Source organism: Flagellimonas onchidii (assembly GCF_004804315.1).
GTDB classification, from domain to species: Bacteria; Bacteroidota; Bacteroidia; order Flavobacteriales; family Flavobacteriaceae; genus Flagellimonas; species Flagellimonas onchidii.
Genome location: NZ_SRXX01000010.1, coordinates 130,722 through 144,091, shown reverse-complemented (window position 1 = coordinate 144,091; position 13,370 = coordinate 130,722). Strand labels below are relative to the sequence as shown.

Here is a 13,370-nt window from a genome sequence, read left to right as displayed (position 1 = left end):
TTTTGTTACAAAATTAGTTGTGAACAATTATTTTTCAACTAAAAAATTAGTTTAAACTAAAAATTTAGTTATATTAGCGATATGAAATGTTTGAATTCGGCTGTTGCTTTCTTAATAATGTTCATTGTTGTTCTCTCATGTAGAGTTGACAAAGAATCTTATGTAATACTAAATGGAGCGGTGGAAAATATATCAGTAGATACTATTCATGTTAGAAAACAAAAAGTTTCAGAAAGAGATGACCTCTACTTTACTATTGTTGTTGAAGGAGACAATTTTAGTTTCTTAGACACTCTTCATAAAGTAGATAGAGGTTATTACTATTTGGAGTACAACAATGCAAGACATAATATTTACCTACAACCAGATTTTGATTTGTGGCTCAAGATAACTAGTCAAGGAATCTCATTTAAGGGTAAGGGAGCCGCCGAGAATATGTATTTGGCAGATAAACAGGCTCTTGTTGGAAAACTTTTCCATTTGACACATTATAGCTATTACCCAAAATTGACAGAGAAAAAATTTTTAAGGCTAAACGATTCGATTGAGAACGTTCTACTAAGCTTTTTATCCAAAAAGGAGGTTGAAAATGATTTTTTCAATGAATTGGAAAGAAAAGTTTTTTTGGCTGAGAAAGCCCACCGATTGATGAATTTTGAAGTTCTACGAAGGTTGACTACAAATGATAAAAGCTTTAAAGTCTCAAATGATTATCCAGATGTGATTGAGTTATTAAATATAAATGATAACCAATGGCTGGACGTTCCTTTTTTTGCTCCCACGCTGGCTATTAATGACTATTATTTTTTGAAAAACGTGGTAGATCTAGATACAAATGGAGATATACTCAAATGTATAGATTGTGATCTGCATTTGGAAAAAATGAGTTTTATATCAAATTATTTTACGAATCAGAAGGTGAAAGATGAGGTCGGTTATGTAGCAGCCAAATGGAGAATGGGAAAAACTGAAGAATTAGATGAGTTCCATAAAATATTTGATCAAGCCATATTAAATGATGACTATAAACAAGAACTTTTTACCCTGTATGGAGCCTTAAAAAATAATTTGGGGAGTAAGTTTTTGAGGCAAGTTTCTTTAATCGATGAAAATGGTGAAGAAGCTTCATTGAAAAGTTTTAAAGGCAACTATGTTTATATTGATATATGGGCGTCATTTTGTGAGCCTTGTATTGCAGAATTTCCATATTTAAACCAGCTTTCAAGGGATCTTGGCAAAGAAAACATCAAGTTTGTCGGTATAAATAAAGATGACACCTTTACTAAATGGAAGGATTTTATACGAAAGCATGAGGTGAAAGGAGTTCAGTTGAAAACAAACAACAATCCCGAATTTATAGAATTACTGGGTATCGAAAGTATTCCTAGATATATCCTTTTAGATGATTTTGGCAACATTATCCACCATAATGCCAAAAGACCATCTGACCCCACATTGAAAAAAGACCTTATCACATTAATTAATATGAAAAACTAATTGTTATGAAGCAATTGACAAAAGCAGAGGAAGAGGTAATGCAATTATTATGGCAATTGGAAAAAGCCAACGTTGCCGCCATACTTAAAGAATTACCCGAACCCAAACCGGCATACAATACCATATCAACTATTATTAGGATTTTGGAAGACAAAGGGTTTGTGAATCATGAAAAGGTAGGGAAAGGGCATGTGTATTTTCCTTTGGTGAAAAAGGAAGAGTATAGTAATCAGTCCATATCAAAGTTGGTCGACGGCTATTTTCAAGGCTCCTTTAAAAGTATGGTTTCCTTTTTTATGAAGAAGAACGATATCAGTTTAAGCGAACTGGAAGAGATTATGCAAAAAATTAAAAAAGAAGAAAAATGATAACCTATATATTGGAATGTATCACAATACAATTGGTTTTTTTACTGGTCTATGACCTGTTTCTGAAGAAGGAAACTTTTTTTCAATGGAACCGATTTTACCTTTTGGCCACGTTTGTACTCTCAATGATTCTTCCATGGATAAAAATAGAGGCATTAAAAACTACTGTTCCTAATAGCTTAGCTGCGTTCCAGACATTCTTTTTACAATTAGATGAAGTAGTTGTTACGGCCTCCGAAGCTGCTGACTCTTTTTGGGGAACCATCACTTGGGAGTATATAGTTTTTGCTTCAGGGATTGCAATCATGCTCATTTGGTTTATGGTCAAATTAATGGGATTGTACCGCTTGAGAAAAAAAGGCAGTATTCAATACTATTCCGATTTTGTCAAGATAACCATCCCCCAAAGCTCATTGGCCTTTTCATTTTTTAGGAACGTGTTTTTTGGAGCGGACATTCCCGAAGAAAAACAAGAAAGTATCATTTCACATGAACTTGTCCACGTAAGACAAATGCATTCTGTGGATCTTATTTTTTTTGAGTTGATGCGCATTGTGTTTTGGTTCAATCCCTTGGTGTATTTATACCAGATGCGCATTTCGGAACTCCACGAATTTATTGCGGATGATCAGGCATCCAAATCAAATAAAAAACAGCAGTATGAGTTGCTGCTTTCTGAAGTATTCCAAAATCAAAACTTCAGTTTGGTCAACCAGTTTTATAAAAAATCATTAATCAAAAAACGGATAGTTATGATGACCAAAGAAAAATCAAAAAAAGTTTATCAGTTAAAGTATGCTTTGCTATTGCCAATACTGTTAAGCATGCTTACATATACTTCTTGCGAGAAAGAAGATAAAATAGTGGAGGAAGCTGTTGAGCTTATTCCTTTGGATGAAACCGTGGTGGTTCGTCTAGGTACAGATCGGATTGATTTTAAAGTTGAACCTTAATGACTTAACCACTAAGGAGAAACAAAGACAAGAGAAATTGCTTAGTGAAGTGGCAAATAAAAAGATTTCCACCACAATAGATATGAAGGATAAAATTGGCAATTCGGTAGAACTTATTATGAAGGATGGTGAAATTTTCAGTGTGTCCGTACGCAAGCAAACAGGAAGTAGTCTCAACCTGAATGAAGAAACAGCGGCTCCAAATGGAGGAATTGTTGATCAGGACGTAAAAGTTCCGTTTGGCGTAATTGAAGAAGCACCAATTTTTCCGGGCTGCGAAAACGCTGAGGATAAAAAAAGGTGCTTTCAAGATATGATGCAAACACATATCCGAAAAAACTTTAGATATCCGCAAGAAGCTCAGGTGCAAGGGATTCAAGGTAGGGTGAATGTAATATTTACAATCTCTAAAGAAGGGGAGATTACTAATTTTAGAATGCGCGGACCACATAAATTATTGGAAGATGAAGCCAAACGTATCATTGACAAGTTACCTAGGATGCAACCTGGTAAACAGAAAGGTATGACGGTTGAAGTTCCGTTTAGTATTCCAATCTCATTTAAGTTACAATAGTGTAAAAAATCGTAATTTCAGCCAAATATTTGGGGCTGTATGCGAAAGCTAATATTGTTGTCGTTTTTGGGTTTGCTCATTTCATGTGAACTGTTCACTTCAAAGGAAGAGCAGACCAAAAATAGAGTCAACGAAGAACTTTTGGCCATTGATTGGAACGATGTTGACCAATATCCTCTTTTTGAAGGTTGTGATGAAACTGCGCCCAAAGAAATTCAAAGAGAGTGTTTTCAAACAAGAATGTTGCAGATTGCTGCTGATACGTTGGATAGTCTTTCCTTTGAAGTGGAAAACGATATGGAGGATACGCTCTATATTGATTTTAAGGTAGATGAACATGGGTTTATTTCAATTGTGGAAATTGAAGAAAAACAGGTCATTTTAAATGAAATTGCCAATTTTAATGAGCAAATTTCCGAAAGATTGGCGGACCTCACAGTGGCTCCAGCCCTTAAAAGGGGAATGCCTGTAAGCCTTAGATTTAGACTCCCCCTTATACTAAACACGAACTAATCATTTGGCAACGGAAAAAATTATTTTAGGAATTGACCCTGGGACAACGGTTATGGGCTTTGGAATCATTAAGGTGATTAACAAGCAGATGCACTTTGTACAGATGAATGAGCTAATGTTGCGTAAGTATGATGACCCCTATACCAAGCTCAAGCTAATTTTTGAACGTACATTAGAGCTCATAGACACGTACCACCCAGATGAAATAGCAATAGAGGCTCCCTTTTATGGGAAAAATGTACAATCAATGCTCAAGCTGGGTCGTGCACAAGGAGTGGCCATGGCGGCAGGACTTTCCAGACAGATTCCTATTACAGAATATATGCCAAAAAAAATCAAGATGGCTATCACCGGAAATGGAAATGCTAGCAAAGAGCAGGTGGCTAAAATGCTTCAAAGTGTTTTGAAGTTGAAATCCTTGCCAAAAAACTTGGACAGTACTGATGGATTGGCTGCGGCCGTTTGCCACTTTTACAATGAGGGTAGGGTTGAGGTCGGCAAACACTATACGGGCTGGGAGGCTTTTGTAAAGCAAAATCCTAAAAAAATCAATAAATAATGAACAACCCTCAATATTCAATTAAAAAGTTTCCAATGACAAATCAAAACCTACTTACATGCCCAAAGAAAATCCGCTTTCCGAAAAGTCTTATGCCTTTGCATTGAAAATAATTCGATTGTATAAAAAATTGAATAAAGAAAAAAAGGAGTATATTCTATCTAAACAATTACTTCGTTCGGGCACTTCGATAGGAGCCAATATTTCAGAAGCAAATGGAGCTATATCCAAGGCAGACTTTTCGGCAAAGATTTCAATTTCATATAAAGAAAGTCTTGAAACCAAGTATTGGCTTTCATTATTAAAAGATTCAGATTACCTTAATGATAATGAAGCTGTTGAATTAATTAAAGATGCGGATGAATTATCCAAAATAATGTTCTCAATTCTAAAAACGACAAGAATCAATAAATAAATATTGTCTGTTGTTAATTGTACATTGTAAATTGATTATTGTCAACTGTTAATTGTACACATAAATGAGCGGAATATACATCCATGTGCCATTCTGCAAACAAGCTTGTCATTATTGCGATTTTCATTTTTCCACGCAAATGGGAAAGAAAGTGGCAATGGTGAATTCGCTCCTAAAAGAACTGGAACTGCGAAAGACAGAGTTTGAATCCGAGAAGGTTGAAACAATATATTTTGGTGGTGGTACACCTTCAGTTTTGGAAATTCCCGAAATTGAGAAACTCATAAACACGATATACAACAATTACAATGTAATTCAGAATCCAGAGGTTACTTTAGAAGCTAATCCTGATGATTTATCTAAAAATCGAATTGCCCAACTGGCCCAAACAGCCATTAACCGGTTAAGTATCGGAATTCAATCCTTTTATGATGAGGATTTAAAACTGATGAATCGAGCCCACAATGCCCATGAAGCCAAACACAGTATCCAAGAGTCCAAAAAACACTTTGATAATATCACCATTGATTTAATTTACGGTATTCCTGGAATGGATAATAATCGCTGGAAGGACAATATTCAAAAAGCGCTGGATTTTGATTTACCCCATATCTCCAGCTATGCGTTGACTGTTGAGCCCAAAACGGCCCTAAAAAAGCTTATTGAAAAGGGAAGTATTCCCGATGTGGATGATAAGAAGGCTAAAGAACAGTTTGATATACTAGTGGACCTAATGGAGCAACAGGGTTTTGTGAATTATGAAACCTCCAATTTTGGCAAGTTGGGATATTTCTCTAAAAATAACACTGCATATTGGCAAGGGAAGAAATATATGGGCATAGGTCCGTCAGCGCATTCTTATGATGGAAAAAAAAGAAGTTGGAATATCAGAAACAACATACATTATATTAAGGCCTTGGAAAAAGGAGAGTTGTCAAGTGAGATTGAAACCTTGACCAAAACGGATAGATATAATGAATATATTATGACAGGTCTTCGAACTATTTGGGGCGTTTCTTTAGAAAAAATAGAAAATGACTTTGGGGAAAAGTATAAAGATTATCTAAACCTTCATACCAAAAAATATATAGAACAAGGCTTACTTAGTGTGGTAAAAGATAAATTGTTGACGACTAAGAAAGGAAAATTTTTGGTCGATGGAATTGCATCCGATTTATTTATGGTTAACTTGAAATCATGATTGCCGCCATAAAATACAACTCCAGAAACTTCAAAATTGATTTGTCTCAACCCTTGGATATTTCTATACCGTTGCGCGATGGAAGTGATAACATAAATGCGTGGTACTTGGATGCTCCTACAATTACTCCGCATCGTGAAGGCGATTTTGTAGGGAAGGTGTCGGAAGGAGCACCGGTTAATTTCAATGATATTTGGTTCAATCCACATTCACATGTGACGCATACAGAGTGTCTGGGTCATATTACCGAGGCTTCACATTCTGTAAACCAGAATTTGCAGCAATACTTCTTTTTGGCAGAAGTAATTACAATTGCTCCCGAAAAGCGGGGAGATGACTTTGTGATATCTGAAAAACAACTGAAATATGCCTTGGGAAATAAAAAGAGGGAAGCATTGATCATAAGGACCATACCTAATCTCAAGGACAAGTGCTCAAAGCAGTACTCCAATACCAATCCTCCGTACCTTTTGGAGGAAGCCGCAAAATATCTAGCGGAAAAAGGAATAGACCATTTGTTGGTGGATCTTCCGTCTGTGGATAAGGAAAAGGACAATGGTGCTCTTTTAGCCCATAACGCCTTTTGGGATATAAATGGAATGCCTCGAAAACATGCTACTATTACGGAGTTCATTTATGTAGCTAATGGAATTGAGGATGGTTCTTATTTTTTGAACCTTCAAGTTGCACCTTTTGAAAACGATGCGAGTCCGAGTAGACCAGTTTTGTTTGAAATTATGAAATGATTCAATCAAATTAGTTCTCGATATGGCAGATATCTTCACTGAAGAAGTATTGCAAGGATTCTTTTCGAGAATCGATAATTTGGCAATTGATCGGAAGCCTTTATTTGGTAAAATGAATGCCCATCAAATGATTTGTCACTGTGCTGACTTCTTTAGAATGGCATTCGGACAAAAGAAAGCTTTGGAATATGGTCAAGTAGACCCTAGGGAGATTACAACAAGTGCAAAACGAGGTGAAACGGTACCATCACCAAAGGGTTTTGGACAGGTAGAGGGAGATGGGACCAAGCCAATAGATTTTGAAAAGGATAAAACTGTTTTGAAAAAGTTCATTGTTGAATTCACTCAACTACCCAAAGATTACCAATTCGCTCCACACCCTTATTTTGGAGATATGTCAGAGGTAAAATGGACGCAACTGGCACTCTATCATCTAAACCATCACCTAGATCAATTTAATGTATAAATTAGTAAACATATATGGATAGTCTTTTGGAAACCTTTTTAGGCCTGATTTTGGGGGCAATACTTATGTATTGGCTGTTCTCTTTGTTTCGGAAAAAGAAAAATAAAGAGTTGACCCACCAACAATCCACGGTGCTATTGGATAAGATTAAAAGTGTATGTAAATTAATTTCTGTCGAAGGTGATTTTGCGGAAATCTACCATTATGAGAATACGAAAGGAGGGTTGATGAACCTCTTGAGCAGTAAAAAAAAGGCATTGGTTATTGTCAAGGCAAAGGCACATATTGGTTATGACCTGCAAAAGCTTGGATTGAAAGCTGATAACAAGAATAAAAAAATCATCCTCACCAATTTTCCAGAGCCTGAAGTTTTGTCCATCGAACCAGAGCTACAGTATTATGACGTTAAAAATGGACTGTTCAATAGCTTCTCTTCGGAAGATTTGACCAAGGTCAACCAAGAAGCCAAAGATCATATAAAACAAATGATACCCGAAAGCGGTCTGATGCAAACAGCAAGGAAAGAAGCTTTGCAAGCCGTGTTGCTGGTTGAAAAAATTGTCGAGACCATTGGTTGGACCTTGGATTACTCAGCTTTGGAAATCACAAATAGAGAAAAACAACTTTTGGAAGAATAAACATATTATGAAAAAGGTAATAATTACATTAATATTGGCAACTGTAATAGCAGCAACCACTAAAGCACAATCTTCAGGTGAAATGAAAACTTTTGACCCCGCCTTTGCCCATACAGTCTATTTTTGGTTTAAAAATCCAGATAATGAATTGGATAGAGCCAGATTTGAAACTTCGCTAAAGAAGTTCCTTAAAAACTCAAAATTCGCCAAGACCAATTTTATTGGCACGCCGCCCACTGCCACCCGAGATGTTGTAGACGGATCCTTTACCTATTCCTTGATTGTTACGTTCGAGTCGGCAGAGGCACAGGAAAATTATCAAAAAGAAGAAGCACATCTGATTTTTATAGAAGAGTGCAAAGAGTTATGGGAAAAGGTAATTGTATATGATTCGTTCGGCTTAAAACCATGAATGTAGAAGAATTAAGAGTTTTTTGTCTCAGTAAAAAAGGAGTCACAGAAGAATTTCCTTTTGACGAACATACTTTAGTGTTCAAAGTAATGGGAAAGGTATTTGCATTGATTCCTTTGCAAAGGATTCCACCTCAGTGCAATCTAAAATGTGAACCAGAAAAAGCTATCGGGCTTCGTGAAGAGTATGATGGTCTGATTACCCCGGGTTATCATATGAACAAAAAACATTGGAACACACTTTTCTTGGACAACCTATCTCCTGATATAATTAGGGAATTGGTAAACCACTCTTACGACTTGGTTGTTTCAGGTCTTACCAAAAAGTTGAAAGACGAACTGAAGGCTCTGCAATAAGAATAAGAAAAATTGTTCGAATTTCACCGAAACATTGTTACCATTCGTCGACAGTTTTTTTTTATTTAACTATTTTGTAGTCTTTTTCTGAGTAGATTTTTAGAATTTTGGTGTCTAATACAAAAATGTCATGAATGTACTGTTCATAGAAGATGATATGATTGAGACTATGAAAATGCAGAGAGCAATTTCAAAGTTTGAATCCAAACATAAGATTATCGAAGCTAAAAATGGAGAAGAAGCTTTAGAAATCTTAAAGAATAGTCCATTGCCTGATATCATTCTTCTGGATTTGAATATGCCACGAATGAGTGGGATTGAGTTTCTTACCAAGATTAAGGGAGATGAGAGACTTAAATATCTTCCCACAATTGTTCTTACCACATCTGAAAATAGGGTCGACTTGCTTAAATGCTTCGAAATTGGAATCGCAGGTTACATTATAAAGCCTTTAAAATATGAGGATTACGAATCCAAACTAAAAAAGGTTTTTGATTACTGGGAAATCAGCGAATTGATCAAAGGCTAACAAAAAACGGTATTTCACAACATTATTTTTACAATTAAGTAGTACAATTCCTACTTTTAATTCATAATATTCTCATTATGAAAGGAATTGTTTTTACAGAGTTTTTGGATATGGTCGAAGCTTCTTACGGATTAGAAGTGGTAGATTCCATTATCGAAAACTGTGAACTTCCTTCCGGTGGTGCATATACCGCAGTAGGAACATACAACTTCAATGAAATGGTAAGCCTGTTATCTCAGTTGAGTAATGTAACAGGTGCATCCCAACAAGATCTACTGTACTCATTCGGCCATTATTTATTTGGAGGTCTGGTTCAAGCTCATCCAGATGTGGTCACTAATTATAAATCACCAATTGGATTGCTGAATTGTATAGAGGACCATATTCATGTCCATGTAAGAAAACTTTATCCAGACGCGGAGCTTCCAGAGTTCAAGATTATTTCCAAAACTGAAAATACCATGGAAATGATCTATTCATCTTCGCGGGGACTGTATGCACTTGCCCATGGATTGATTGTAAAAACGTTCGAGTACTTTCATAAGGCGGTTAATGTAGATTATAAATTATTGAATGAAAACGGCACAGAGGTCAGATTCAACATCACCCAAAAAGGATAACAACCAAGTTTCCATCTTAAAGCGGGCTCTTGAACGTGAAAAGAAGGCACGGAAGGCCGCAGAAGGTCTTTTGGAAAGTAAGGCCAAAGAGCTTTATGATGCCTCTTTGCACCTTAAAGAAGCCAATGGCCGTTTAGAAGCATTGTTGAACAATAAAGGAAACAGAATTGACAGTGCTTTCATCAACATAATAGACCCGTATGTGGTAATGGATATGATGACCAATGTCATCAACATGAACGCCTCAGCCAAAGAGTTTTTGGGCTATGACCATACCAAAGAAGAAGTAACGCTTTCTAACTTGGTACACCCTGATTTTGTTGAATACACTGTAGAATCTTTCAAAACACTAATGCAGGTTGGAATTTTAAAAAACTATTCTGCAAAAATCATCACCAAGAACTTAGGTGAAAAATATGTGAACATTAATGCTAGCCTCATTTATAATGAAGATGGAAACCCTATAGCCGCTCAAGGGGTGATTCGGGATATTACCCAAGAAGTTGAAATCCGAAAGCTTTTGGAAAACCAGAAGAAGCAACAAGATATTATTGTTGAGAATTCTTCTTTGGGGATTTTATTGATTGTCAAGGATAAGATTATTAAAGCAAACAAATCGTTCGTAGAGCTTTTGGGGTATAGCGAAATAGAATTGAAAAAACTATCCATGAATGACATCTCCTCTTTAGAAGATAGCAATTTATATGACAATCTGGTACGTAAGAGTTTGGAGAATGACACCAAAAAATTCTCGATTGTTCGAAAGTTTTATAAAAAAGATGGGGGTACTCTTTATGGAAAAACATCCATGAGTTCAATTACCGATTCAAACGGTGAGATTGAATACAGTGTGGCCATGATTGAGGATATTACCCATGAAAAGATTTCAGAAGAAAAGCTTCGGGCATCTGAAGAACGCTTGGCAACCTTGATTAAAAACCTCCAAACTGGAATATTGCTTGAAGATCAGACTAGGAAGATTGTATTGGCCAATCAAAAATTCTGTGACCTCATTGGTATTCCTGTTTCCCCAGAAGTTCTCAAGGGCGTGAATGGTAAGAAGGCCATACACAAGTACAAAAATATGTTTTTGGAACCTGCTGAGGCCATCAAAAGAATAGATGAAGTAATAAAGGAAAAGGAGGTTGTCACAGCTGACGAAATGGAGTTATTGGATGGAAGAACCTTTGAGCGGGATTATATTCCACTATTCAATAATGGAGAATATCAAGGACATCTATGGAGTTACAATGATGTGACACTTAAGAAGAATTATCGAAAGAATCTTGAGATTCAGAAGGAAAAATACAGTAGCATAATTGCCAATATGAACCTGGGTTTGGTTGAGGTGGATAGTGATGAGAACATCCTTATGGTCAATCAGAGCTTTTGTGATATGATAGGACATTCCAAAGAAGTGCTTATCGGAAAAAATGCTAAAAAAGCCATACAATTGATAGATGGGGATAGGGAAAAATTGGAACAACATAATCAGAAAAGAAAAAAGGGGATTTCAGATTCCTATGAGGTGGCCGTAAAGGTGGCCAATGGGGAAAAAAGATTTTGGCTGATAAGTGGAGCTCCTCGATATGATGATGCTGGAAAAATCATTGGTTCCATAGGAATCCACTTGGATATCACAGAACAAAAAAACCTTGAGCTTCAAAAAGAGAATCTGTTAAAGGAACTGGAAGCCAGCAACAAAGGACTTCAAGAATATGCCCATATCGTATCTCACGACCTTAAATCACCGTTGAGGAGCGTAAGTGCTCTAGCAAGTTGGCTATATGACGATTACAAGGATTCTTTGGATGAAAACGGGAGGTACAACCTTAAAATGATGCAGGAAAAAATTGAAGGGATGGACAAGTTGATTACAGGAATTCTTAAGTACTCTACCGTGAACAGCGATACTTTGGACAACACTGATGTTGATGTAAATGAAGTAATTCAGGAAATAGGAGAAATCATTTATATCCCTGAAAATGTAACGATAAAGACCAAAAGAAAATTACCATCGATCAAGGCAGACAAGACCAAGATACATCAGTTATTCCAAAACTTTTTGAGCAATGCCGTGGTGAATATTGATAAAGAAGACGGTCTGGTAGAGATAGATTATAAAGAAGATAAAACCCATTGGCAGTTCAGTATAAAGGATAATGGGGTTGGTATTCCAAAGGAATATCACGAAAAGATCTTTCAAATATTCCAGTCCATTGGAAACAATGAACGTTCCACTGGAATTGGACTTTCCATAGTCAAAAAAATTATTGACAGGTACAATGGAAAAGTATGGCTCGAAAGCGAGATAGGCGAAGGGACAACCTTCTATTTTACATTACAAAAAGACTCTAAAATTAAAAAGCAATGAAAGTAAATCAAGCAAAACGTTTAAAAGGCGGGGAATGGGAAATTATTCAAGATCAACCCCTAAAAGAACCATTGGTATTGGTATTTGGCGATAGATTCTTGCTAGAATCTGAAGACATTTACGAAGAGGTTAAAAAGCTATATCCAGATGGCCACTTGGTGTTTGGATCAACTTCAGGAGAAATTATTGAAACCAATGTATTTGAAGAGAGCATCGCATTGACCGCGATTGAGTTTGAACGGACAAAGTTTGAAATCATCAGTGAAAATGTTTCCGATTATGTTGACATCCAAAAAATGGGATTGGCTATTTCCAATCAATTCAATGCAAAAAAACTTAGTCATATGTTCATCGTTTCTGATGGAAGTTTTGTGAATGGCAGCGGGTTGATTGAAGGGTTAGAATCGGCCGAAGGGTTCCAAGCCTCCATTACCGGTGGTTTGTGTGGAGATGGTGCACGATTCGAAAAAACACTGACCTCATACAATGAAAACCCAAAACAGGGTGAAGTAGTGGCGATAGGTTTTTATGGAGAAGAATTGGAAGTGTCCTATGCCAATTTTGGCGGCTGGACTCCTTTTGGACCTGAAAGAACAATTACCAAATCAGAGGGAAATGTCTTGTACGAAATCGATGGGAAACCAGCTCTGGACCTTTACAAAATGTACCTTGGGAGCAAGGCAGATGAGCTTCCGCAGGCAGCTCTTTTGTACCCATTGACAGTACAGCAAGATGAATCATCGGAACCATTGGTGCGTACCATATTAAACATTGACGAAGAGGCAAATTCTATGATTTTAGCTGGCGACGTACCCTTGAATTCAAAAGTGCAATTAATGATGTCCACTATGGATGATATTGCCGAGGGAGCGTCCAACGCTGCTGAATTGGCCATGCGGGATAGAAAAAACAAACCTGAACTGGCAATTCTTGTAAGTTGTGTGGGAAGAAAATTGGTTCTGGACCAGCGCACCGAGGATGAAATAGAAGAAGTGGCCGATATTATAGGTGGCCAGGCAAGGATAACCGGGTTCTACTCTTATGGTGAAATGGCACCGTTTGCAGGGAAAAATGAATGCCAGCTGCACAATCAAACCATGACCTTAACATTATTGAGTGAGTAGATGCATTCGCTGCTTAAAAGACAAA

At 36.7% G+C, this 13,370-nt stretch carries 17 protein-coding genes; all 17 read left to right on the top strand.

Annotation, left to right across the window (positions count from 1 at the left end; translation table 11 throughout):
• The first annotated feature begins 81 nt into the window (after positions 1 to 81).
• The 17 genes from E4661_RS12085 (at position 82) to E4661_RS12005 (ending at position 13,345) form a co-directional block, all read left to right on the top strand.
• Positions 82 to 1,497, top strand: a complete 1,416-nt coding sequence (locus E4661_RS12085; protein WP_136467709.1) for a TlpA family protein disulfide reductase — start codon at positions 82 to 84, stop codon at positions 1,495 to 1,497.
• Positions 1,498 to 1,502: 5 nt separating this feature from the next.
• Complete coding sequence (locus E4661_RS12080) at positions 1,503 to 1,865, top strand: BlaI/MecI/CopY family transcriptional regulator (protein ID WP_136467708.1); 363 nt, start codon at positions 1,503 to 1,505, stop codon at positions 1,863 to 1,865.
• Entirely contained in the window at positions 1,862 to 2,818 is a 957-nt protein-coding gene (locus E4661_RS12075) for a M56 family metallopeptidase (RefSeq protein ID WP_136467707.1), read from the top strand. The genes E4661_RS12080 and E4661_RS12075 overlap by 4 nt, the downstream gene beginning before the upstream one ends.
• 82 nt (positions 2,819 to 2,900) lie before the next feature.
• Positions 2,901 to 3,392 (top strand): energy transducer TonB, encoded by a 492-nt coding sequence (locus tag E4661_RS12070; RefSeq protein WP_136467705.1) that lies wholly within the window; start codon positions 2,901 to 2,903, stop codon positions 3,390 to 3,392.
• A 39-nt stretch (positions 3,393 to 3,431) separates the two neighbouring features.
• Positions 3,432 to 3,905 (top strand): hypothetical protein, encoded by a 474-nt coding sequence (locus E4661_RS12065; RefSeq protein ID WP_136467703.1) that lies wholly within the window; start codon positions 3,432 to 3,434, stop codon positions 3,903 to 3,905.
• A gap of 4 nt (positions 3,906 to 3,909) precedes the next feature.
• Positions 3,910 to 4,464 (top strand): crossover junction endodeoxyribonuclease RuvC, encoded by a 555-nt coding sequence (gene ruvC / locus E4661_RS12060; RefSeq protein ID WP_136467700.1) that lies wholly within the window; start codon positions 3,910 to 3,912, stop codon positions 4,462 to 4,464.
• Positions 4,465 to 4,522: 58 nt separating this feature from the next.
• Entirely contained in the window at positions 4,523 to 4,879 is a 357-nt protein-coding gene (locus E4661_RS12055; protein WP_136467698.1) for a four helix bundle protein, read from the top strand.
• Positions 4,880 to 4,943: 64 nt separating this feature from the next.
• On the top strand, positions 4,944 to 6,080 hold the full coding sequence (hemW, locus tag E4661_RS12050) for a radical SAM family heme chaperone HemW (RefSeq protein ID WP_136467696.1): 1,137 nt from the start codon (positions 4,944 to 4,946) through the stop codon (positions 6,078 to 6,080).
• Positions 6,077 to 6,826, top strand: coding sequence for a cyclase family protein (locus tag E4661_RS12045; RefSeq protein ID WP_136467694.1), 750 nt, complete (start codon positions 6,077 to 6,079; stop codon positions 6,824 to 6,826). The genes hemW and E4661_RS12045 overlap by 4 nt, the downstream gene beginning before the upstream one ends.
• Positions 6,827 to 6,848: 22 nt before the next feature.
• On the top strand, positions 6,849 to 7,292 hold the full coding sequence (locus E4661_RS12040) for a DUF1569 domain-containing protein (protein ID WP_136467692.1): 444 nt from the start codon (positions 6,849 to 6,851) through the stop codon (positions 7,290 to 7,292).
• Positions 7,293 to 7,306: 14 nt separating this feature from the next.
• Positions 7,307 to 7,930 carry a DUF4230 domain-containing protein gene (locus E4661_RS12035; RefSeq protein ID WP_136467690.1) on the top strand — a complete coding sequence of 208 codons (624 nt, stop codon included), beginning with the start codon at positions 7,307 to 7,309 and terminating at the stop codon, positions 7,928 to 7,930.
• A gap of 7 nt (positions 7,931 to 7,937) precedes the next feature.
• Complete coding sequence (locus E4661_RS12030) at positions 7,938 to 8,342, top strand: Dabb family protein (protein WP_136467688.1); 405 nt, start codon at positions 7,938 to 7,940, stop codon at positions 8,340 to 8,342.
• A complete protein-coding gene (locus tag E4661_RS12025; RefSeq protein ID WP_136467686.1) occupies positions 8,339 to 8,698 on the top strand; it encodes an MmcQ/YjbR family DNA-binding protein in 360 nt (119 codons plus the stop codon). Before E4661_RS12030 ends, E4661_RS12025 begins: the two co-directional genes overlap by 4 nt.
• Before the next feature lie 130 nt (positions 8,699 to 8,828).
• Complete coding sequence (locus E4661_RS12020; protein WP_136467684.1) at positions 8,829 to 9,227, top strand: response regulator; 399 nt, start codon at positions 8,829 to 8,831, stop codon at positions 9,225 to 9,227.
• Positions 9,228 to 9,304: 77 nt separating this feature from the next.
• Complete coding sequence (locus E4661_RS12015; RefSeq protein ID WP_136467682.1) at positions 9,305 to 9,847, top strand: heme NO-binding domain-containing protein; 543 nt, start codon at positions 9,305 to 9,307, stop codon at positions 9,845 to 9,847.
• Entirely contained in the window at positions 9,801 to 12,221 is a 2,421-nt protein-coding gene (locus E4661_RS12010) for a PAS domain-containing sensor histidine kinase (protein ID WP_136467680.1), read from the top strand. Before E4661_RS12015 ends, E4661_RS12010 begins: the two co-directional genes overlap by 47 nt.
• Positions 12,218 to 13,345 carry an FIST signal transduction protein gene (locus E4661_RS12005; protein WP_136467678.1) on the top strand — a complete coding sequence of 376 codons (1,128 nt, stop codon included), beginning with the start codon at positions 12,218 to 12,220 and terminating at the stop codon, positions 13,343 to 13,345. The genes E4661_RS12010 and E4661_RS12005 overlap by 4 nt, the downstream gene beginning before the upstream one ends.
• The last annotated feature ends 25 nt before the right edge of the window (positions 13,346 to 13,370 follow it).